At 34.8% G+C, this 22,803-nt stretch carries 22 protein-coding genes; 16 read left to right on the plus strand and 6 right to left on the minus strand.

What is annotated here, in order from left to right; translation table 11 throughout:
* Positions 1–151: 151 nt before the first annotated feature.
* Positions 152–1,513 (minus strand): NAD(P)/FAD-dependent oxidoreductase, encoded by a 1,362-nt coding sequence (locus ACMZ42_RS02475; protein ID WP_415730434.1) that lies wholly within the window; start codon positions 1,511–1,513, stop codon positions 152–154.
* 15 nt (positions 1,514–1,528) lie between these two features.
* Positions 1,529–1,735, minus strand: coding sequence for an IS3 family transposase (locus ACMZ42_RS02480; RefSeq protein ID WP_415730662.1), 207 nt, complete (start codon positions 1,733–1,735; stop codon positions 1,529–1,531).
* Positions 1,736–1,764: 29 nt separating this feature from the next.
* Here ACMZ42_RS02480 and ACMZ42_RS02485 point away from each other — a divergent pair, with 29 nt between their 5' ends.
* A complete protein-coding gene (locus ACMZ42_RS02485; RefSeq protein WP_415730435.1) occupies positions 1,765–2,307 on the plus strand; it encodes a GNAT family N-acetyltransferase in 543 nt (180 codons plus the stop codon).
* A 44-nt stretch (positions 2,308–2,351) separates the two neighbouring features.
* Here ACMZ42_RS02485 and ACMZ42_RS02490 read toward each other — a convergent pair whose 3' ends face one another.
* Positions 2,352–2,972, minus strand: a complete 621-nt coding sequence (locus ACMZ42_RS02490; RefSeq protein ID WP_370082085.1) for a LysE family translocator — start codon at positions 2,970–2,972, stop codon at positions 2,352–2,354.
* Positions 2,973–3,356: 384 nt separating this feature from the next.
* Between ACMZ42_RS02490 and ACMZ42_RS02495 the strand changes: the two genes are divergently transcribed.
* Together ACMZ42_RS02495 and fabZ are read left to right on the plus strand one after the other, a co-directional pair.
* Positions 3,357–4,070 (plus strand): MlrC C-terminal domain-containing protein, encoded by a 714-nt coding sequence (locus tag ACMZ42_RS02495; protein ID WP_415730436.1) that lies wholly within the window; start codon positions 3,357–3,359, stop codon positions 4,068–4,070.
* A 125-nt stretch (positions 4,071–4,195) separates the two neighbouring features.
* Positions 4,196–4,621 (plus strand): 3-hydroxyacyl-ACP dehydratase FabZ, encoded by a 426-nt coding sequence (fabZ, locus tag ACMZ42_RS02500; protein WP_370082083.1) that lies wholly within the window; start codon positions 4,196–4,198, stop codon positions 4,619–4,621.
* Between the two features lie 403 nt (positions 4,622–5,024).
* Here fabZ and ACMZ42_RS02505 read toward each other — a convergent pair whose 3' ends face one another.
* Complete coding sequence (locus ACMZ42_RS02505; protein WP_415730437.1) at positions 5,025–5,954, minus strand: DMT family transporter; 930 nt, start codon at positions 5,952–5,954, stop codon at positions 5,025–5,027.
* A 198-nt stretch (positions 5,955–6,152) separates the two neighbouring features.
* A complete protein-coding gene (locus tag ACMZ42_RS02510) occupies positions 6,153–6,878 on the minus strand; it encodes an AraC family transcriptional regulator (protein WP_415730438.1) in 726 nt (241 codons plus the stop codon).
* 545 nt (positions 6,879–7,423) lie between these two features.
* Here ACMZ42_RS02510 and ACMZ42_RS02515 point away from each other — a divergent pair.
* The 12 genes from ACMZ42_RS02515 (at position 7,424) to ACMZ42_RS02570 (ending at position 19,671) form a co-directional block, all read left to right on the plus strand.
* Positions 7,424–8,185: a glycosyltransferase gene (locus tag ACMZ42_RS02515; protein WP_415730439.1), complete on the plus strand. Its 762-nt coding sequence runs from the start codon at positions 7,424–7,426 to the stop codon at positions 8,183–8,185.
* Between the two features lie 234 nt (positions 8,186–8,419).
* The gene (vanR, locus tag ACMZ42_RS02520) at positions 8,420–9,115 is read left to right on the plus strand and encodes a VanR-ABDEGLN family response regulator transcription factor (protein ID WP_415730440.1); all 696 of its coding nucleotides are present in this window, start codon (positions 8,420–8,422) and stop codon (positions 9,113–9,115) included.
* Between the two features lie 25 nt (positions 9,116–9,140).
* Entirely contained in the window at positions 9,141–10,232 is a 1,092-nt protein-coding gene (vanS, locus tag ACMZ42_RS02525; RefSeq protein ID WP_415730663.1) for a vancomycin resistance histidine kinase VanS, read from the plus strand.
* 88 nt (positions 10,233–10,320) lie between these two features.
* The gene (locus tag ACMZ42_RS02530) at positions 10,321–11,241 is read left to right on the plus strand and encodes a D-alanyl-D-alanine carboxypeptidase family protein (protein WP_415730441.1); all 921 of its coding nucleotides are present in this window, start codon (positions 10,321–10,323) and stop codon (positions 11,239–11,241) included.
* 195 nt (positions 11,242–11,436) lie between these two features.
* Positions 11,437–11,910, plus strand: coding sequence for a hydroxymyristoyl-ACP dehydratase (locus tag ACMZ42_RS02535; RefSeq protein ID WP_370082071.1), 474 nt, complete (start codon positions 11,437–11,439; stop codon positions 11,908–11,910).
* Positions 11,911–11,931: 21 nt separating this feature from the next.
* On the plus strand, positions 11,932–12,399 hold the full coding sequence (locus tag ACMZ42_RS02540) for a DinB family protein (RefSeq protein ID WP_415730442.1): 468 nt from the start codon (positions 11,932–11,934) through the stop codon (positions 12,397–12,399).
* A 186-nt stretch (positions 12,400–12,585) separates the two neighbouring features.
* On the plus strand, positions 12,586–13,326 hold the full coding sequence (locus tag ACMZ42_RS02545) for a polysaccharide deacetylase family protein (protein ID WP_370082068.1): 741 nt from the start codon (positions 12,586–12,588) through the stop codon (positions 13,324–13,326).
* 686 nt (positions 13,327–14,012) lie between these two features.
* On the plus strand, positions 14,013–14,774 hold the full coding sequence (locus tag ACMZ42_RS02550; protein WP_415730443.1) for a GNAT family N-acetyltransferase: 762 nt from the start codon (positions 14,013–14,015) through the stop codon (positions 14,772–14,774).
* A gap of 213 nt (positions 14,775–14,987) precedes the next feature.
* Positions 14,988–15,722 (plus strand): N-acetylmuramoyl-L-alanine amidase family protein, encoded by a 735-nt coding sequence (locus ACMZ42_RS02555; protein ID WP_415730444.1) that lies wholly within the window; start codon positions 14,988–14,990, stop codon positions 15,720–15,722.
* A gap of 354 nt (positions 15,723–16,076) precedes the next feature.
* Positions 16,077–17,582 (plus strand): S41 family peptidase, encoded by a 1,506-nt coding sequence (locus ACMZ42_RS02560; protein ID WP_415730445.1) that lies wholly within the window; start codon positions 16,077–16,079, stop codon positions 17,580–17,582.
* A gap of 82 nt (positions 17,583–17,664) precedes the next feature.
* Positions 17,665–18,570: a CobW family GTP-binding protein gene (locus ACMZ42_RS02565; RefSeq protein WP_415730446.1), complete on the plus strand. Its 906-nt coding sequence runs from the start codon at positions 17,665–17,667 to the stop codon at positions 18,568–18,570.
* Between the two features lie 369 nt (positions 18,571–18,939).
* The gene (locus ACMZ42_RS02570) at positions 18,940–19,671 is read left to right on the plus strand and encodes a CAP domain-containing protein (RefSeq protein ID WP_415730447.1); all 732 of its coding nucleotides are present in this window, start codon (positions 18,940–18,942) and stop codon (positions 19,669–19,671) included.
* A gap of 270 nt (positions 19,672–19,941) precedes the next feature.
* On the opposite strand, the gene ACMZ42_RS02575 is transcribed toward ACMZ42_RS02570, so the two are convergent.
* Positions 19,942–21,312, minus strand: a complete 1,371-nt coding sequence (locus ACMZ42_RS02575) for an MATE family efflux transporter (protein WP_415730448.1) — start codon at positions 21,310–21,312, stop codon at positions 19,942–19,944.
* A 411-nt stretch (positions 21,313–21,723) separates the two neighbouring features.
* Here ACMZ42_RS02575 and ACMZ42_RS02580 point away from each other — a divergent pair, with 411 nt between their 5' ends.
* Positions 21,724–22,800 carry an undecaprenyldiphospho-muramoylpentapeptide beta-N-acetylglucosaminyltransferase gene (locus ACMZ42_RS02580; protein ID WP_370082057.1) on the plus strand — a complete coding sequence of 359 codons (1,077 nt, stop codon included), beginning with the start codon at positions 21,724–21,726 and terminating at the stop codon, positions 22,798–22,800.
* Positions 22,801–22,803 lie beyond the last annotated feature (3 nt).

A 22,803-nucleotide genomic window follows, 5' to 3' on the forward strand; every position in this document is an offset into this window, starting at 1 on the left:
CAGCAACTATACGCTATGGTAAAAGTAGCGTAGCCCTATCTGCTATATGCACTGGATAGGGAGGGGTAATGGGATACCCCAATCTTGAGAGCTGTTCAAAACAGAAATGGACTGCGAACGCTTAGTTACTCAGGAATCCCACTGACATTAGTCAGCTTGTCCCTTTAGGGGTGGGAGTCTCAATAGCTAAATGTTTACCTACGAAAATACCACTAGCTGCTGCCTGTGATAATGAATGTGTAACTCCTGAACAATCTCCAATTACATATAATCCTTGAATATTTGTTTGGAAATTTCCGTCAGTTTCTATTGTTGGTGAATAAAATTTTCCGTCCATACCATAAAGCAATGTATCCTCATCAATGGCTTCACCAATAAATTTTTCCAAATGGTTTAAAAATCCCTGCATGATTTGAATAAATAGTAAAGGAATTTCTTTAGTTAAGTCCCCAAATTCAGCTTTTAACGAAGGCTGAATTCGATTATAATTCATATTTTCTTTTGTTGTAGAGTGTCCCTTCCTTAAATCTCCATAACGTTGTACTACAATACGATCTGTCCCTTTATTTATTTCGCCGATCACCTTATGTGCATATGTATTTGCATCTTCAAGAGTAGGGAAATATGTTGGAGTGAACAAAGTAAAATTCAAGTTAGAAGTTCCATTCTTTTGCTCTCGAAAATTTTGACCATCTGGCATGACTAAACCTTCTTGATATTTACGAATAATTCTTCCTTTAGGATTCATGCAATAAGTACTTGAAATGATATTTTCATGTGCATAAGCAAGTTTTGTTTCAAAGGTATCTTCCAAAATTGAACGTAGCTGTTGTTCTGCCATTTCAACTCTAATACCTAAATCTAAACGAGTCTTACCTTGCTTAACTCCAAGACTAGAACATTGTTTTTTTAACCAATCTGTCCCGGATCGACCTGTTGCAAACACTATTTGCTGAGATTGGATATTACCTTTATTTGTGATTAAAGAAAAAGAATTATTATCTTTTTTTATATCTTGCACATCCACCTCAAATTGAATATCTATCTTGTTTGATAAAACATTATAAATTTGTTGGAAAATTTCCGTTGAAAGTGACGTACCTAGGTGTCTCACCTCAGTAGTTAACATCTGTAGGTTACATAATTGGGCTCTTTTTGAGAGTTCTGTATTAGCTGTGGAATATTTAAAAACAGAGTCTCCACCGAAACGGCATAAAATTTCGTCAACTTCATCCATTAAGTGTTGTAGATTCTCTCTACCTACTTTTTGCTCCAATTCGCCGCCAAATTCAGTTGAATAATTAAACTTTCCTTCTGATTTACCCAAACCAGCAAAACCAAAATATTTCTCACATAAATTACAATTGCACGTTTCGCCTCGATCTAAAGGGCAATTTCTCTCCTCTATAGATTTTCCTTTTTCAAGAATTAATATCTTTTGATTACTTTGAGATAAGGTATATGCTAAAAAAACACTACTTACACCTGAACCGATAATTGTAATATCATACATCTATTTACACCTTCTTTAATTAATGAGTAATAAGAGTATTTTATAACAAGTGGATTGTCTACACAAAACTAAACAATTTTTATAGTGTACATTTTTATACAGAACGGGACTCATGTATTCAAGGGATCCATGAATCCGAATGTGGTTATCAATGTAATCAGCTAATTCAAGTTGTAAATCTTCTAACTTGTTTACAGTTATACCCATGTTCATTAAGATTATCTAAAGAACTATGAAAAGGGTGATTAAAGTTGTTTCAGATAAAAAGGATATATAAAGAACACTTTCCTAATGGTAAAAAAATTATCTATCAATACGTCTCCAACAACTATTATGATGTTGTCTATAAAGAACGAGAAAATGGCTGGGCAATTGATTTTACGTTAAAACATTTTGAAACCCCGTTTCACAAGTATTTGGAAGGAGAAATTTTTGAAGATCATATAGAAGATATTGAATGCTATATTGCTGAATTAAATGAAGAAGAAGTAGGAATTGTTAGCATCAGCCAAGAGAAGTGGCATAATGTGTTAAGAATTAATGATATTCATATTGATCCATTTCATCAACATAAAGGAATTGGGAGTAAATTCATGGCTTTGGTGAAAAAGCGAGCAACAGAAATAGGGGTGAGAGCGATCGTTCTAGAAACGCAAACTTCTAATTATCCTGCCATTCAATTTTACAGAAAGCATGGATTTCAACTTATTGGATGTGACCTATTAAGTTATTCCAATGAAGATATTGAAAAAAAGGAAGTAAGAGTTGAAATGGGACTTGTTATTGAAACATAAAAGGAGAGCACGTTTTTATCGTGTTCTCCCTAAGAAACTATATATTATTTACTTTGAGTTTGAAGTGCTAATTTAACCCCTAGACCTATATAAACGAAACCAACAGCTTTTTCAATCCAACGTGAACCATTGTTTGATGTCTTCGTAAAGATTTTTTCGCCAATAAAGCTTGTTATAATAGCTAACAAAATAGTATATAAAACACTCATTACAACAAAAGTAATGCCTAATATCAATAATTGTACAGTGATAGATTGGCCATTATGCTGAACAAACTGTGGTAAAAACGCTAAGAAAAATAAAGCAGTTTTTGGATTTAAAATTTCCGCTAAAAAACCTTGGCGGAAAGAAGTACTTGCTGGACTTTGTTCAACAGTTGGTTTTTCTAATTTTTGTGGCTTCGTTAGTAGCATTTGAATACCTAAATAAACAAGGTATGCAACACCGATATATTTCACTACTTCAAACGCAGTAGCTGATTTCATTAAAATTGCTGATAACCCTAATACAGCTGCTGACGTATGGACTAAGTCACCAAGCCCAATTCCTAGAGCAGTGAAAATACCGTTCTTTTTACCACCTTTTAGCGTTTGCGTAATGGTAATGATAACAGCGGGACCAGGAATTAAAAATAAAAGAAGAACTATTGCAATAAAAGATAACATATTTACCCATCCTATTCTAATAAAATAAACATTAAGTTAAGAGGATAATAAAATTAACTTAATGAATGCAAAAAATATTATATGCTATCTTCTATATGCCTGTCGATAATGAAATGCTGTAAAGAATTGAAATTAACTATTTATAAAAATCAGAAAATAATTCTGTGATATTCGTATAATATTGTATATTATTGGATTATAGTTAAAGGATTTTGTGTTACGATTTCGTTTCGAGTTTTAAAACGAGATTTTCTGTTAGTTTTATGGTCAAATTTATAACAAATATTTTTCTTTGTGTCAATCTAAACAACACCAATCGTAGTACAGTATGTGTGGGGTCTGAGGCGAATGAATCTGCCCTAGAGCTTTGTAGACAAATTAATCGTGATAGAGGTCAAGCAAGCACTTGAAAATTTGACAAACTTATATATGGACATTAAAGAAGAGTTCTTAGTAACTCTACCAACAATTAAAGAAGCGGTTTCACAGACCTTTCAACTTTTTGGAGATCAGCCAGTGGCGCTAGTTGATATCTCAGATAACCCACTAAGCTGTGGTAGCGCTGATACAACTGAACTCATGAGAGAAGTTTTAGCGCTAAACATTAAGGATTGTTTAATAGGTGGAATTTACGATGTTGAAAGTATTGAAAAATGTAAGGAAGCGGGAATTGGATCTAAAGTCCAGTTACAATTAGGGGGTAAGGTTAATCCTCAATACGGACTTCCTATTGACGTAATAGCAGATGTTATTGCTATTTCAGATGGTGTATTTTATAATTCGGGACCTTATCAGAAAAACTATCGTATGGACTTAAAGAATGCCGTGCATATAAAATGTGAAGATGTTGAAATCTTATTAATAGGCACACCAATGTCTGCTAATGATCCTGAGATGTTCCGCCATATCGGAATAGAGCCATCAGATAAAAAATTACTTGTACTGAAAGCGAAAAATCATTTTAGAGCAGCATTCGAACCAATAGTGGGAGATATTATTTATGTTGATGCACCAGGAGCAGCCTCGAATTATTTGAGAAACTTCCCATATAAAAATGTACCTACTTCTATTTGGCCACTTAATAAGCAAGACTACTAATACAAAATATATTAGTCACATCCATGGGAATGTGGCTTTTATTTCGTAATTCAAACATAAAAATAGTACCAACTACTAATAATTAATGATAGAATTAGGTGATAATATTTTTGGAGGTTTTTTTGATGCTAGATATTCAACAAATACAAGAAGTTATTAGACATCGTTATCCTTTTCTATTAGTTGATAGAGTATTGGAATTAGAAGAGGGGAAGAGAGCGGTAGCCATTAAAAATGTAACAATCAATGAAGAATTTTTTAATGGACATTTTCCTAATTATCCAGTGATGCCAGGTGTGTTAATTGTCGAAGCATTAGCTCAAGTAAGTGCTATTATTATGCTCACAAAAGAAGGGAATCAAGGGCGACTAGGATTACTGGCAGGTATTGATAAATGTCGCTTTAAAAAACAAGTTAAACCAGGAGATCAATTGCGTCTTGAAGTGGAAATTACACGCTTAAAGGGTGCCATTGGTAAAGGACGTGGAATAGCAACAGTTGACGGAGAAATAGCTTGTGAGACAGAGCTTATTTTCGCATTTGGAAGTTAAGTCCATCTGATTTAACTTCTTTAAGCAAATGTTTTTTGTAACGAAAGCGACAGCAACAACAACAACACACGACTGAGTGACCAAAATCTTCTCGCTGCCGCTTCGCTTTCGCGCAATAAAAATCTGCGACTGCCGCTACGTTAGCACTGCGCTTTACCACAAAAAACATTTGCAGGCCTAAGCACAAAGCCGACTCCGGATGTTGCTTTAAAATAAAGTTTAATCAAATTAATATTAATAAACCTGATAAATAAACAAAAAAAAGCGTGATTTGAAAAAAGATTGATCAAAACACGCTTTTAATAATTTCAATTGAATCATTTATTTCTAAAAAAGTTTAATCATTTCTGTGAACCTTATTCAATTAAAGTGCCCTTTAATTGAATAAAGCACTAGTCAGAACTTATTTTATATTTTTACTTCTTGAATCATAATTAACTTTTCGGATTCTGTTTTGGAGTTTTTTGATAGGGAGGACGGCAATATTCCCAGAAAGTAATAATCCCATTACTACAAATACTGTTGCTGTAATATCAAACATAGTAATAGATTCATTTAAAAAAATAGTAGCTAATATGTATCCAAAAATAGGAGTCATAAATAACCAATTGTTAGCCCTTACCGTATCCTGTTTCAACAGGTAAAACCAAAGCAACATTGTGCCGATTGAAATAATAAACACCAGCCAAAATAACGAACCAAGGAAATAATAATCCAATTTCAAAAAATAATTTTCTTTTTCGAGAATATAAGCTATAGGGATTAAAGCAACTCCACCAATAGACACTTGCCAAGTATTAATGACAATACTCGGTAGATTTAAATTGACTTTTTTAAAATAAACGCTTCCAATTGCCATTGATACCATTCCTATCCCCAAAATAATCAATCCATTTACACTAGCCTCACTGGTTGTGATAGATGGCCATAAGGCAATTAATAGTCCAAATGCTGCTATGACCATTCCTATCCATTCTTGTAAATAAACTTTTCGTTTTAACCATATAGAGGACAGTAAAGCAACCACAAAAGGATTTGTTGTAACAAATAAATTAAATAAGCCTGCCGATACATAATTCAATGCCCAAAAGGTTGCACCCAGATAAATTGTTGTATTCAATAACCCTAAAACAATTAATGAGCCCCATTCCTGTGACCGTGGCCAAGGATATTTTTTATTTAACAAATAAACATAAAGAAATAGCAAACTTCCAGCGATCAGAAAGCGAGTGGTAGCCAATACCAACGGGGTGGTAGAGTTTAAGCCAAACTTTGTAGCTATCGCTGCAGATGACCATAAGAGTGTAAAAAATAAACCTAAAACTGTTTCCATCGTTTTGCTCCTTTTAAGTTAAGTGACTTCTCAAAAAAACGTGATTACAGAAAGAACCACAATATCAAGAAGTAACTCGGCCCTTAACCAAGTCCATATTAAAATTTTACAAACAACGGATAACAGTTTTTTTACTAAAATTCAGAATTTTTTTATCCGAATTTCGTTATTTGATTAGTTTATACTAATTTATAAGGGTTAATTTTCAAAAGTTCTATTTTTTATTCGAAATTGGCTTGGTGTTATTTCCCCATATTTTTGGAATAAACGTGTTAAGGAAGATTGATGTTCAAAACCTACTTGAATCGCGATGTGTAAAATGGGTAAATCAGTATTCAGAAGCAATTCTTTTGCTTTATTCAAACGAAGTTCCTGTATATATGCTGAAGGTGATTTCCCAGTTTCTTTTAGAAACCAATCCGAATAATATGAACGATTGTAATGTTCAAGTGAAGCCAGTTTATTAACCGTAATATTCTCATTGTAATGTTCATTGATATACCTAATAGATTTAGGTTGTTGTTCTTGGAGTAAATAATGTGAAATATAGGGGTATAGGTCTTTAAGAGCAGAGCCATTTAAAGATTGTTTATCGATTTCATTCAGGATAAGATATCGAATCCCTTTCCATTGATTATCTAATTTAAATGAAATTCCTTTATTATATAACTTTTTCTTAGTTAACATAAAATGAGGAATATCTAAAACCAAAAACTCGTTACGTACAATTGAATGAAAAGTATGATTACACTCGGGTGGAATAAAAAATAATGTTTGGTGGTCTAGTTGAAGATCCTGTGCCCCTGTATTAATATAAAGCTCTCCTTGGAGAGGCAAAATTAATTGAGCATAATTATGGGAATGAGTGTTTTGGTTAGGTGTGTAGGTTCTTCGTTCTGCTACAATTTTTTTAATCTTTTCCATTTTCATTTCCTCCTACCTTGCTTTAGGGTTAGTCAATAAGACTTGTTCTATTAAAAGGCACTTTAACAACTAATTGTCATTCAACAATTAATCGATCTTTTTATTCAAATGTTCTTTTCTTTGCCATTTAAAAACACCCTTTAGATAACCATATCCAAAGGGGCAAAACGGGGCAACTTTCTTTAATTCTACATTCAGATGCACTTTTCTTTTGGAAATAAAAAACATCCCTTTAAATCAATAATATCTGAAGGGGTAAAACGAGGCAACTCATTTATAAACGGTTAAATAAAAGAAGTTCTAATGAATAAACATCCTAAATAAAATAAGACGAAGAGTTGATAATCACAAAATCAGCTCTATTTTTTTGCCCAAAAATTTAAATGTGAACGTGATTTCTAAAGTGGGACTTAATTCATTTTACTACAGTGTAAATGTTGTTACAGAATAGACATAAAAACCCAAAAATAAAAATATTGAGGGAAGCGTTTACATGTATACTTAAATTAAAATAACGAGAACTACTTATTAAGGGGAGATTTTATATGTCGGAAAGCACACCATTTATAAAAGATGTTTCTGATGGAAATGTGAAATTTTCTATTCTAATACCTGCTCATAACGAAGAAAATTATATTGGTGGGTGTCTAGAGTCAATTGCAAAGGCTGCACAACCCTATAAGAATCAAGTAGAAGTTATTGTTGTGTTAAATCGTTGTACCGATAAAACGAAAGAAATTGCACAATCCTACAATTGCGTGACATTGGAAAATAACGATAAAAATTTATCCAAAATTAGAAATGCTGGAGCTGCGTTAGCAAAAGGCGAGATTCTCATTACAATTGATGCTGATACTCGAATGACAGAACACATGCTATCTGAGGTTGAAAAGCACTTAGCTTCCAATCAGTTCATTGGAGGCGGCGTGAACGGAAGTTTTGAAAGAATGTCTTTAGGTATAGTAGTATCTACCATGCTGCTAATCTTTCCTTTACTAATCAAGTATGGTTTTATTTCTGTAGGGATCTTTTGGTGCTATAAAAAAGACTTCCAGGCAATAAGAGGCTTTAACGAGAATATGCTAATGGCTGAAGATGCTGATTTTGCTAAGCGTTTAAAACAATGGGGCAAGAAGAACGGTAAAAAATACGGAACGATTAAAAATGGAATGATTACTTCGTGCAGACGATTTGACCATTATGGAGACTGGTTGTTACTGAAACGACCTGATATGATTTTAGCTTATATAAAGGGCAATAATGAAAAGGCTGCTAATGAAGCCTATTATGATGATCAAGCAAGATAATAAAACCACCTTAATGGCTTATATTTCAGTATAATAATTGTTTAGACCACTTCGTTGTCAAACGAGTGGTTTTTTTATGTGTAATTCTTTAGATTTTCTTAAATAATAAGACTTTGCATGACAGTAAGTTTAACGGAGTGATATGATGTTGGATGATTAGTAGAACCTCTGGGAATATTGTTAAATCAAGGTTTTGAACAAAGATGAAGCTTTTGAATAAAGGTGGTTATGAGCATGGGTATAAATATTCTTGTAGTTGATGACGAAAAGGAGATTGCGGATTTAATTGAGCTTTATTTAAAAAATGAAAATTTTAATGTTTATAAATTTTATGATGCTCAGGAAGCGTTAGCGTGTATACACTCGATCAAATTGGATCTTGCTATTCTTGATGTAATGATGCCTGAAATCGATGGCTTTGAAATTTGCCGAAGAATTCGGGAACAATATCATTTTCCGGTGATTATGTTAACAGCGAAAGAAGAGGAAATAGATAAAATAACGGGACTTACATTAGGGGCTGATGATTACATAACAAAGCCATTTCGCCCATTGGAGGTTATTGCAAGGGTTAAGGCTCAAATTCGCAGATCTACAAAGTACAATCATCAGGGGATATTACAAAATGATCCGATTATTGATTTTTCAGGCTTAATTTTAGAGCAAAAAACTCGAAAATGTATGTTAAATGAAAAACAACTGTCTCTTACACCTACAGAGTTTTCCATTTTGTGGTTTTTATGTGTAAATCGAGGGCGTGTCGTTTCATCAGAAGAATTATTTCAAGAAGTATGGGGTGAGAAATATTATAGCAGTAACAATACGGTAATGGTTCACATTAGGCATTTACGAGAAAAGATGAATGATTCCGCAGAGAACCCAAAATTCATAAAAACTGTCTGGGGAGTGGGGTATACCATTGAAAAATGATTTTGGAAAACTAAAAAGAACAATAATGCTTCAAATTTTGCTGATTTTAGTAATAGCATTGTTGGTCGGCTATTTCATAAGATATGTGTTTATTGATGGTGTCTTACAAGCCCCATTCGCTGATTGGTTTATTCGATTTTGTGAAAATGTGCTACAGCTTGATTATTATTCGGCACAGAGAGCCTATGGAATATTATTTCAACAAAATAAGTCACTTTGGTTAGCGATAGGCTTAATTATTTTGCTATTAGTAATTTTTTATTTTGCACTTTCTCGGTTTACGAAGTATTTTAACCAAATTGCCATAGGTGTTAATATGCTTTCAGAGGAATCAAATCAGGAAATAAATCTTCCTTCTGAGCTAGATTTTATGGAGAAAAAATTAAATGATGCAAAAAATAAATTAGAAAAACGGGCAAAGGATGCACAGGAGGCTGAGCAGCGCAAAAATGATCTCGTTGTTTACTTAGCCCATGATATTAAAACACCGCTGACATCTATGATTGGTTACTTAAGTCTGTTGGATGAGGCTAAGGACATGCCTGTAGAGCAAAAAGAAAAGTATGTGATGATTTCACTAGAAAAATCATATAGGCTAGAACAGTTGATTAATGAATTTTTTGAAATCACTAGATTTAACTTACAGTCCATTATATTAGATAAAGAATCCATCAATTTAAATTACATGTTAATGCAATTGGCAGATGAATTTTATCCCTTATTAGCCCCTAAAGGACAACAAGCAATTGTTAATATCGAGGGAGAAATGAAAGTTTTTGCGGACGCCAATAAATTAGCGAGGGTATTTAATAATATTTTAAAAAATGCCATAGCATATAGCGATGATAACAGTATTATTCATATTAGCGCACACCATCAAAATGACCAGACATTTATTTCATTTACAAATAAGGGAAAAGCAATTCCACCACAAAAATTAAAGATGATTTTTGAAAAATTCTATCGTTTAGATTCTGCCAGATCGACTCAATCAGGTGGGGCGGGGCTTGGTCTTGCAATTGCCAATGAAATAGTCCATGCTCATGGAGGAACGATATCAGCTTCAAGTGATGATGAAAAAACAGTGTTCACTGTTATGATTCCAACACTTTCTTAAGAAACCTTAAGAATTTAATAATAGATTATTAAAAAAGAACTCCTTCTTTTATGTTTCAATAGAGGCATAGAGAGAAGGAGTTGTTTTTATGTTTAAAAGAAAAGGATTTTATAGCTTAATATTACTGATTTTTATTTTTCTGGTGGTCATGATTGTAAATGAATATCAAGATTCAAAGCTAGAAATAGTTGATACCCCTCAGCTGGAAATGCCAAAGAAAAGTGAAATAAATCTTGATGTGAATTTACATAGCTCAAATGCTATATTAGTGAACTTAGACACAAATAAGATTTTATTGGACAAAGATAGTGACGAAATCATTTATCCTGCTTCATTGACGAAGATCATGACGGTTTTAGTTGCAATTGAAAATATCCCGAATTTACAGGAAAAGATTGTGCTTCCTAAAAGTATATTTAAGAATTTATATGAAGAAAATGCTTCTATGGCAGGCTTTCTTCCTAATGAGGAGGTAACAGCAGAGGATTTACTTTATGGTTCAATGCTACCTTCAGGTGCGGATGCTTCTATTGGTTTAGCCGATTACATAACTGGGTCGGAGAGTAAATTTGTAAAGTTAATGAACGAAAAAGCTAAACAGCTAGGGATGAAAAACACACATTTTATGAATGCAACAGGACTCCATCATCCTGATCATTATACGAGTGTGAAAGATATTTCGATACTTTTACAATATGCTTTAACCAATAACACCTTTAGAGATATCTATACGGCGGAAAGATTTTCAATTAAGTCAACGAATCTTCACCCAGAGGGCATGACGGTGACGAGCCGAATGTTTAAAAATTTGAATGCAAATGAAAAAACGAGAGGTGAAATAATTGGCGGCAAAACGGGCTACACAGAGCAAGCAGGCTTATGCTTAGCAAGTCTAGCGACAATTAAAGGCGAGGAGTATATTCTAGTAACAGTAGGTGCTAAAGGTGACTCACGAACAGAGCAGTTCAATATTACGGATGCATTAGCTGTATATCAACAACTTGACTAAGGAACTTTATGTATGTTTCCCGCAGTTCCTAAACTTACAATAAAATTTTATCCAAAAATAACATACTATCTTTCCATCCCTTCATATAATTTAAATATCTGAAAAATTTAGGTGACTATGTTTTGACTATAAATGAGTTTTCTATTCTTAATAAGGTCATTAAATCAGGTAAACCAGTATGAGAGGATGAGGGGTTTGAAGCATCCCGGCACGAATGTATTTGAAAATAAAGAGGAACTATTCATACCTGAAGAAGCATTAGATAAAGATTTCTGTGATCGATTAGTGAAAAAAATTCATAAAAATATACTCAATGAAAATATAGCAAACGATGTTTATATGTCATATTTCGTGATTTTTGATCAACAATATAAATTGACAGAAATTCGATATTTATTAGATGTATTAAAATTACAAGCAAATGAAATTATTAGATCTAAGCCAATTTATATTACATTATGTGGTGTTATATTATCATTGATTACAATAATTGCCTCTGCCATCAATACTAAGCTGATGATTGGGATCTCACTTGTTCAATTAGTTGCCCTTGCAGTATTAAGTTTTAATGTAGCTGTATTGTTTATTTCCTTTAAAATAGAAAAAGAATATAAAAAAATATACGAAGTCATTAAATTAATTGACTATTATTTAAGTTTTTATAAATAGCTAAATAGGGGTGTGAAAAATGTGCAAAGTATTATAGATCAATTACATTTTTGGATAGATAAGGTGCCTGGGGAATTTCGTCAAATGTCTGAAATAGAGATTTCACAACGACCAGCGCCTCAAAAGTGGTCAAAAAAAGAGATATTAGGCCATTTATGCGACTCCGCCATTAATAATCTGGAAAGGTTCATTAAAATACAATACGAAAAGGAACCTTTAGTATTAACTCCGTATGACCAAGTTCATTGGGTGAAAATTCAAGGGTATCAAGAGTTACCTTTTGATGAAGTAATGAATCTATGGGTGAGCTTAAATAAAAAAATTATCTATGTTATTAAAAATATTCCCGATGAAAAGCTTGCTCTTCAATGTGGCTTTGAAAATAATCAACTAATAACGCTACAGTGGCTTATCCAAGACTACCTTGAACATATGGAACATCATTTGAAACAGATTTTTAAAATAAATGAGCAGATTTTGAATAGATAGTAACATGAATAGCAAATTAATCAATGATAAAAAGTATCCTACGTTTTAATCCCGAAATCACTGTAAGGACAACCTCTAGCAGCTGACTCTGAAGTATACACTGCAACAAAAAATCAAAAAAGAGCATTTTTTTTAACATTCCTCAAATAATAAGGTACTAAATATTTTATTTGAGGAAGTGAAGATTTGAAAAAATTCCTGTTTTTATTGCCTATTTGCCTTTTAACTGTCTCCTTTTTTTATGCGAATGTCGGCGCAGAGCGATATGAAAATAAAGGAAGAAAGTATTATGAAGAAGCAGGACAAATTGTCTGGGAGATCAATACGGATGAAAAAATTGTTGCCATTACTTTCGATGATGGACCACATCGGAAGTACACATCTCAGATTTTAGATTTATTAGCCAAATATCATGCGAAAGCTACTTTTTTTATTGTTGGTCAAAATGCGCAAAAAAATCCCGAGGTAATATCAAGAATGTATAAGGAAGGTCATGAACTAGCCAACCATACATTTACGCATCCTCTAAGAACGAATGTTGAAAATTTACTAAAGGAAATAAATCAAACGAATGACGTCATTCAAAACATCACAGGATTTAAGCCTACTTTATTCCGCCCTGTAGAAGGACAGTATTCAGATGCAATGATTCAAGCAATTGCTAAAGAAGGATATAAAGTTGTTATGTGGTCATGGCACTTAGATACTTTAGATTGGAAAAGTCCAGGTACTAATAGAATTGTTAACACTGTGTTAAACGGTGTCAAAGAAGGAAATATCGTTCTTTTTCATGATGGAGGCGGAAATCGTCATCAAACTGTGCAAGCGATGGAAAAAATAATACCGGAACTTGAAAGGCAAGGATATAAATTTGTCACAGTTTCTGAATTACTCGAAGTGCAGAGTAAAAAAAACAAAAACAAATAAGTTTCCGTAATGTAAATGTGTCACTCATTAAATTTGTTGTTCCATAACGTGAGGTTGATTTCCGTTCCGGCTGGGCGCTTTGTTGCTGACGCTTCGCTTTCGCACAGAAAACAATTGTAGCTGACGCTTTGCTTTCGCTACAGAAAACATTTGTTGCTGACGCTTCGCTTTCGCACAGAGCAGAGCTTCCTGGGGGCGTCCGATGAGCCGCTTGGGCCAACAGATGTTTTTTGCGCGAAAGCGTAGTGCTAACGTAGCGACAGCAACAGCACCGATGTTGGTCACGAAGGCGTTATCACAGGACGTGATGGTTTTAGCCTTCGTTCCCTATGTGCTCGCTCCAGGGTCTCATCTGTGACGCTGATCCCCGAGGAGTCGCCCAGCCTCCACTCCAATCAACTTATACACAGTCTATCAAATGTCATCTCTTGATAATGAGCAAAATACTTTTTAGTTAATACTAATTTAGCCCTGTTTTGAGTGTGCAAAAATTAATGTATTATTTTCCATTTAGAAGATCAGACTAAAATGATTTAGTCTGATTTTTTTATTTCTATAAATGACTTTTCCGTTTAACTTACATAATAATCTGTTACATTCAATTTATTTAATTTTACAGAGTATGCTTAAACAAACGTTTAAACAAAAAAGATATAATTACACTAATGAATAGGGGGGGATTGGCATTGTGTAAGGTTGAATTAGTTGAATGTAATAATGAACTTTTAGAGGGAATTGGGAGTTATTGTCTTAGAAGTAAGAAGAAATCAAGCGGATATTTAAATAAGAACAAATGGCTGAACAATAGATTTGAAGAAGGCTTGAAATACGTACAAGTAATCGACAATAAAAAACAAGTAGGGTTTATTGAATATACAGAAGCAGAAAATTCCTCAAGAGTGGTTCATGCTGATGGTTATTTAGTGATTCATTGTTTATGGGTAAGTGAAATTGGAAAAGGTTACGGAACTCGATTAATCAATAAATGTATAGAAGATGCCAAAAAGCAAGCCAAAAAAGGTGTCGTTGTTATTTCTAATTCAAAAACGTCCTGGGCGCCAAGTAAAGAGATTTTTTTGAAAAACGGATTTTTACTTATTGACACTGCCCCATATGATTTTGAATTACTTGTCTACAAATTGAGCGACGAAGCAGAACATCCGTATTTTCCGAATGATTGGGAGGACAGATTAAAAAAATATAACAACTTAACGATTTTACGCTCGTTCCAATGTCCATATGTCGAAATTGCAACGGAAAATATTATAGCTGGTGCAAATAAATTGAATATACCGGTTGAGCTTATAGATCTTAAAGATAGAGAAGAGTTGATGGAACTGTCACCAACTCCGTACGGTATTTTTTCTGTCATTTATAAGGGACAGCTTCTTACTTTTCATAGGCTAACCGTACATTCTGTTGTAAAAAAATTAAGAGAACTGAGTTAAAAACAGCTCAGCGCAAACCAAAATAAGCATTAGTGAATTTTGGGTGTAAATATGTGGTTATTAATGCTTATAAAAACATAGTAGAAGTTACAAAAGGTTCATAATATAGAGTGAACTTATTATCTATCTTTAAACTACAAAAGTTAAGATAGTATGATTAAAGTTCAATCATCCCGCTTTTTACATTAGGAAAAAAAGAAGGGGGGGAAACCTATGGTAACAATTCGCCAAAAACTAGTATCAACTGCACAAGCAATCAATATAACAAATGGTAAAAATAATGCAAAAAAGTATCTTGTCGTTCATGAAACCGACAATACGAACGTTGGGGCTGATGCTGACGCCCATGCTCGTCTACAGATAAATGGGAACAGTAGGGAAGCTAGCTGGCATTGGCAAGTAGACGATAAAGAAGCTGTACAATCGTTTGAGCATTTTTGGGAGTGCTGGGGAACAGGAACGTATGTTGGTAATAGCCAAGGGATTCAAGTGGAAATCTGCGTAAATAGTGATGGAGATTATTTAAAAGCTGTGGAAAATGCGGTGAGTCTTATCGCAAAAATTATAAAAGATGAAAATATAACAATTCAAAATATTGTTCAACACAATTATTTTAGTGGGAAAAATTGCCCTCGTAATATTCGTGCCGGAAAAGTTCCTTGGTCACAATTTATCGACATGGTAAAAAACGCTGGAGATATTCTAGTGCCTCCAGTAGAAACGCAAAAATATCGTATTTTCACGGGAACGTATAGTACTCTTAAAGCAGCAGAAAGCGCAACACAGGTGATGAAAACAACATTCGGCTGGCTTGTTTACATTGAGCAGGACGGTGCAAATTATCGTATTAAAACAGGAACTTTTACAGGGATCAATGCAGCGAAAAATGCAGAGATGAAAATAAAAAATGCTAAATTGGCGCAAGTTACGTATATTAAAGATGCATAAGAGGATATGTAATTTCTAATATTCATGAGGATTTTAGTTGACTGCTTCGAGGAAACGGGTAAAATAGAAAAGCAGTACCATTATATACCTTCAACTTAGCAGATAATAGAGGTGCCTTTAGAAAGCGCTTCAAGGGCACCTTTACTTTTACAAAATCTAAAGCAATAACATCTACATAGAATAATGTGTTTAACAATATAGTGATTAATAAATGCTGGATTTTCTGAAGATAGTTGGAGGACAAGATTTGTCGAGAAATTTTGACAGTCTTTTTCTTTTCGTCTTCTCTATAACCTGTTAAGATGGTAATAGTGTGACAACAAGTTAGTGTATATGAGAGTGGTGACAATCAAGATGGATGAACAGAAAAAAGATAGTATAGAACAGCAGCCAGAACAAACACCTCCTACTGAAGTAAAACTTGCAGGACAATTTATACAAATGAAACCGTTTAAATTTATTATGCTGATGTTCTTTACAATCCTAATTACTGCAGGCTTAACGATATTTGCGTTAACATTCGGAGATAAGAAAGCAGTTGAAGTGAAAGTACCGAATGGACGTACGGAATTTTCGAAATTGTACGAAGCCTATGATTTGCTTAAAAACAACTATTACAAAGATATCGACAATGCGAAAGTGGTCGATGGCGCTATTAGTGGCATGTTTGACGCTTTAGGTGATCCGTATTCTGATTTTATGGTGAAGGAAGAAGCAGATCAATTTAAGTCTGGTTTGTCTTCTAGTTTCCAAGGAATTGGTGCCGAAATTCAAGAGCGTAACGGCTCTATTACAGTTGTGTCACCTATTAAAAATTCACCTGCTGAAAAGGCAGGGCTATTACCGAAAGATATTATCTTAACTGTTGATGGAAAAAGCATTCATGGGTTAAGTGCATCTGAAGCGGTAGCTCGTATTCGGGGTGAAAAAGGAACACCAGTAAAATTAACCGTGAAAAGAGAAGGAAACGCTGATCCAATTAATATGACAATTGTCCGTGATGAAATTCCAGTGGAAACGGTTTACGGTGAAATGCTTGAAGGGGATATTGCCCATATTCATATCACGTCATTTAGTGAAAATACAGCAAAAGAATTTGAGAAGATTCTTGCAGATTACGAAGGTAAAGGCTTGAAAGGTATCGTCTTAGATGTACGTCAAAATCCAGGTGGTTACCTAGATGATGCAATTGAAATTTCGAATTTATTTGTTCCGGAAGGTAAACCGATTGTACAAGTACAACAAAAAGATGAAGAGCCGAAAATTACAAATGCTATTGCTGGTAAAAAATATAATGTTCCAGTGACAGTCCTTGTTGATAGCGGCAGTGCTTCTGCTTCTGAAATATTAGCTGGAGCATTAAAAGAGTCTGTCGGTGCTAAAATTGTTGGAGAAACATCGTTTGGTAAAGGCACAGTACAAAATGTCACACCATTAAAAGATGGCTCTAACCTTAAATTCACAACAGCTAAATGGCTAACGCCAAATGGTAACTGGATTCACGAAAAAGGTATTGCTCCAGATGTCAAAGTGTCATACCCATCTTATGCATCATTACCATTCTTAGATCCATCTGTGGAAATGAAAAAGGATGTGCAGTCTAACTCTGTAAAAGCGGCACAAGAGATGCTAGAAGTTTTAGGATATGAGCCTGGTAAAGCAAACGGTATTTTTGATCAATATACAGAACGTGCAGTGAAAAAACTCCAAGCTGCAAGTGGTCTTGAACAAACAGGCGTTTTAACTGGCGATACAACATTTGCTTTAATGGATGCATTGCGTGCTAAAATAAAAGCAGATGATCCTCAATTGTTAAAAGCAAAAGAACTGCTTACTGGTACACCAGCAAAAACTGAGTAAACTACAAACTAACAAAGTAGCTGTCGCAGCAGGCGTCTCTAGTGGCCTTTTGCGACAGCTTTTTTAATGGGAGGTAATAATTGTGAAGGATGTATACTTATTTAGTGGCTTTTTAGGTAGCGGAAAAACATCTATGCTTACAGATGTTATTCGACAACTAAAGGAAAAAGGTTTAAAGCCTGCTGTCATTATGAATGAGCTTGGAAAGCTACCATTTGACTCACAGGCTGTGGAAAAGGATATTCCACTAAAGGAAATGCTAGAGGGCTGTATTTGCTGCTCTGGCGCTGAAAAAACAGAGGCACAAATTCAATCTCTTCTATTAGATAGTGACTTTGATGTCTTAATTATAGAAACAACAGGTGCTGCACATCCTGTTGAAGCGTTAGACGCTGTTTATTCACCGTTATTTGCGGAACAGTTAAATGTCAAAGGAATTGTCACGGTTGCTGATTCGAAGCTGTGGCTAAATCGGGAAACATTAACTCCGCAAGTACGCTCCTTATTTATGGAACAAATCCGTCACGCACATTTATTGCTGGCCAACAAAACAGATTTATTAACAGAGGCAGAGCAGGCACAGGTTGTTTATGAGCTACAAGGCTTTAATCCTCATGCCTTTATTTTGCAAACTACAAATGGTCGAGTACCGTTACGTTTATTAGAAGATTTAAAGGCAACAGCTCAGGTGGATAAGCAAGATGTTGTGAAAGCCCCAATAGCATCAATGCATCTTGGTTCACGATTAGTTGAATTTAAGGATGTTGACTTTACACAGGAGCAATTTGAGGATTGGGTACGTACATTGCCTGAAACCGTATATCGAATGAAGGGCTATGTGCCAATTGAAGGTGTAAAAAATCCTATGCTGTTTCAATATGCGTATGGCATGGTCCAATGGCTTCCAGAATACGTAAAAATGCCCGCAAAACTCGTTATTATTGGTGAAGATGTAAGTAGTTTAAACGTTATAGGTATTAATATATAGACATATAAAATCTGCTAATTACTACTAATAAGACATGAAAGCTCTGTTCATGTTGTCTTATGTAAGTAGTAATCATGGCAGATTTTTTTGTGGATTAGTAAAATGAAGGAAGTGTGTATCGCTATTTTAAGACTCTATTTTGCTGCCGCTCTATTTGAATATTGAAAATAATTAATAGTTTTTTAGAGGTGTCAACCCTATTTGAAACGTAAGTATTTCATAGACTGGTGGAACTTGCTAAAAATTATTGCCAAAAACCCTCTGTTTGATGCGAATTTATGTCTCTGATGGTGTTGTTAGCAGATGCTGGCAAGAAATTTATTAAATTCGTACTTTACGATTGTTTGCAGAGAAGGAGGAATTGCAAAAATGAAAAAAACACTAACTGCAATTTGTGCAACATTTTTATTAGCAGCTCCAATTCAAATGGCATCCGCTGCAGCAAATACTACAGAGGGGAACACAACATCAGACTGTAATAAAGTTTCTTATCATAAATGGTCAAATAATCAATGGTCAAATCATAAGTGGTATGTAAATGTACCACAAACACAAGCACCATCAAAAGAAACACAAGCACCATCAAAAGAAACACAAGCACCAGAAAAAAATCAAACACCAACTAACAATACACAAGCAACAACTAACAATACACAAACAGCTCAAAAAGAAAATACAGCTACTACACCAGCTCAGTCTACACCATCAACAACTACTTCAGATGTGAATGCATTTGAACAAGAAGTAGTAAAATTAACGAATGCTGAACGTACAAAAGCTGGTTTAGCACCATTTAAAACGGATGATCAACTGATGGCAGCTGCTCGTGAAAAATCACAAGATATGCAATCTAAAAACTATTTTTCACATACAAGCCCAACATTCGGTTCTCCATTTGATCGTATGAAAGCTTTAGGTATTACGTATAAGAGTGCAGGTGAAAATATTGCACAAGGTCAACGTACACCTCAAGAAGTAGTACAAGCTTGGATGGATTCACCGGGTCACCGTGCGAATATTTTAAATGAGAAATTCACACATATTGGTGTTGGTTATGTGAAGTCAGGTAACTACTGGACACAACAGTTTATCCAAAAATAATAATAGCTTTATTGAATAATAGGATGTCCACTAAGTCAAAAACGGCTTAGTGAACATCTTTTTTTATTTTCATAGTAGAAGCTCGAAATTAGACTTTGGTGGAAATAGAGTTTTTTTCTTTTATATCTTCGGCAAAACGAGAGGTTGATTTTCGTTCCAACTGGGCGCTTTTTTGGGGGCGTCTGATTAGCCGCTATTTTTAATATTTCTTCCGCGTTCTTTAGGAGGATAGCTACTTCTTTCAATGAAAAAAAGCAAACTAGAACATGTCTAGTTTGCTATTGTTGCTTTGGCCGTACTTTTAAATCTTTTTTGAACAAGTATTAAACGTATTAATAAAGTAATTGCTCCTGTAGTCAAACCTGCAACTAGCCCAATCCAGTAGCCAAACGGTCCGAAGTCTGTGTGAGTGGCCAGTACATATCCAACAGGCAAGCCGATAATCCAATACGAAATGATCGCCATGATAAAGGTCATTGTAACATCCTTGTAACCTCTCAAAGCTCCTTGTACGGGCGCTTGGATAGCATCAGATAGCTGGAAAATGGCCGCATAAATTAAAAAATGACCGGCGTATTCTAGCACTTTTCCATCAGTTGTATACATATTGGCAACTGGCTCACGAAGGATAAAAAGGATACAAGCTGAAATAAAGCTAAATAAAATCGCGGTGCCAACACATAAATAGCTGTAGAGTTTAGCATCATGCATTCGGTTAGCGCCTATTTCGAACCCTACTAATATCGTAACGCCCATCGAAATACTAAGTGGCACCATATAGAGTAGGGAAGTGAAATTTAAAGCTATTTGATGAGCTGCGATAATTGCTGTACTAAAGCTACTCATCATCATCGTGACAGCAGAAAAAATACTCGTTTCTGCAAATAAAGATATTCCAATCGGGACACCAATGATTAAAATTTCCTTCCAACGAAGCCATTCTAATTTTGGCCAGTCATGGAATAGGCGGAAGCGTTCAAAGGGCACGCGTTTTGCAATAATCCAAACTGTGATTAAGAAAATTAGCCAGTATGTAATCGCCGTTGCAACGCCTGCACCGATTCCGCCAAGTTCGGGAGCTCCAAACTTGCCAAAAATAAAAATATAATTCAACGCAATATTAATCGGCGTTGCAAGTAATGTAATAATCATTGTGACGCGAGTTTGTCCAAGCGCATCGATAAAGCAACGCATGACAAAAAATAAAAAGAGTGGTATAAGACCTGCGCACATCGCATGAATATAAGATTTAGCAATAGTATGTACAGAGGCTTCTAAATTCATATTGCCGAGAATCCAATCAATGCCGACTAATAATCCAATGAAAATAAGTACCGATAGTACGATGGCTATATAGATTCCTTGCTGAACAGCCTTCTTTGCGGCAAGTTCTTTTTTAGCTCCAACAAGCTGTGAGACAATAGGTGTAATCGCAAGGAGAATGCCAGATAAACCTGTGTAAATAGGCATCCAAATAGAGGAGCCAATTGACACTCCAGCTAAGTCAGTGGTACCATACCGACTCGACATTAAAATATCGAAGAAAGAAATAAGATAAATAGCTACTTGTGTGACTAAAATGGGTACGATAATTTTTAATATTAGCGCATATTTTTCTTTTAACGTAGTTGTTTGATTCATAGTGTATATCTTCCTTCATTAATATATTTAATTAATGAGTATAGCATAAAAAAATAGGAGAAGGCTGAAAATTTTATTTCTTTCAACAGATGCTTGGATACCTCTACCTGCCGCTTCGCTTTCGTTACATAAGAAATTTGTGCCTGTCGCTACGCTTTCGGTCATAAGACATTTGATGAAAGAAATTAAAAGCTTCATCTATATCTTTTCGTTCGCATATAGTAAAATAAAAGACTGTATACAAAAAGTAGTATGGCTACAAGCGGATGTCACAGAATCGGAAAGTAGTTAATAAGGATGTTAGCCTAAAAAAATCATCGCATCCATGCGACAACGGCTAACTGCCTAAGTACAAAGCCGATCCCGGACGCAATTATGCCGAGGCCGAATTGATGGAATAGGAGAATTAATGTGAAACAACAAACAATCATTTTAACCGGTGGAGGGACAGCTGGTCATGTATCGCTCAATCAAGCGATACTCCCATCTTTACAAGAGCTAGGTTATGATGTCCACTATATTGGCTCAGACGAGGGCATTGAAAAAGAATTAATAGGCGAGGCGTTTCCAAGTGTTCCGTTTTACGGTATTTCAAGTGGAAAATTGCGTCGTTATTTTTCAATGAAAAATTTTACAGATCCTTTTAAAGTGCTTGCTGGAATTATGCAGGCTTTTCGTATTATCAAAAAAGTGAAGCCCCAAGTAATTTTTTCAAAGGGTGGCTTTGTTTCTGTACCCGTTGTCATGGCTGCCAAACTTGCTGGTGTTCCTGTAGTCATTCATGAATCAGATGTTACACCTGGCTTGGCCAATAAAATTGCGCTACCATTTGCATCACACATCTTTACGATTTTTGAAGAAACATTACAGCACTTACCGAAAGAAAAGGCAACATGCACAGGCTCCATTATTCGCCAAGAGTTATTCATGGGAGATCGAGCAAAAGGGTTATCATTATGTGGCTTTACAACATTAAAACCTGTTCTTCTTGTGATGGGAGGAAGTCTAGGCTCAGTTGTCTTGAACGACGCGCTTCGTCAAAATTTACCGGATCTTGTAAAACAGTTTCAGATCATTCATTTATGTGGTAAAGGAAATTACGACGAATCATTAGAATCTACGCCAGGTTACAAGCAGTTTGAATATGTAACAACAGAATTACCGGATTTATTACATGCGGCAAACTTTATCGTCTCACGTGCTGGTTCTAATTCGATTTTTGAATTTTTAGCACTTCACAAGCCGATGTTATTAGTACCATTATCTGCACAAAAAAGTCGTGGTGACCAAATATTAAATGCCAACCTATTTAAAAGACAGGGTTACGCGGAAGTATTACAAGAGGAAGAGTTAACAAAGGAATCCTTTAAAAAATCGGTTCATGTGTTAACAGAGCGAAAAGCAGAAATGGTTGCAATTATGGAGAAAACACAAAGACCGAAGACGCCAGAAGAAATGGCGAAATTGATTTTACAATATAAAAAGTAGGTT

It is taken from the genome of Lysinibacillus sp. NPDC056185 (genome assembly GCF_047737915.1).
In the GTDB taxonomy this organism is placed as follows: domain Bacteria; phylum Bacillota; class Bacilli; order Bacillales_A; family Planococcaceae; genus Lysinibacillus.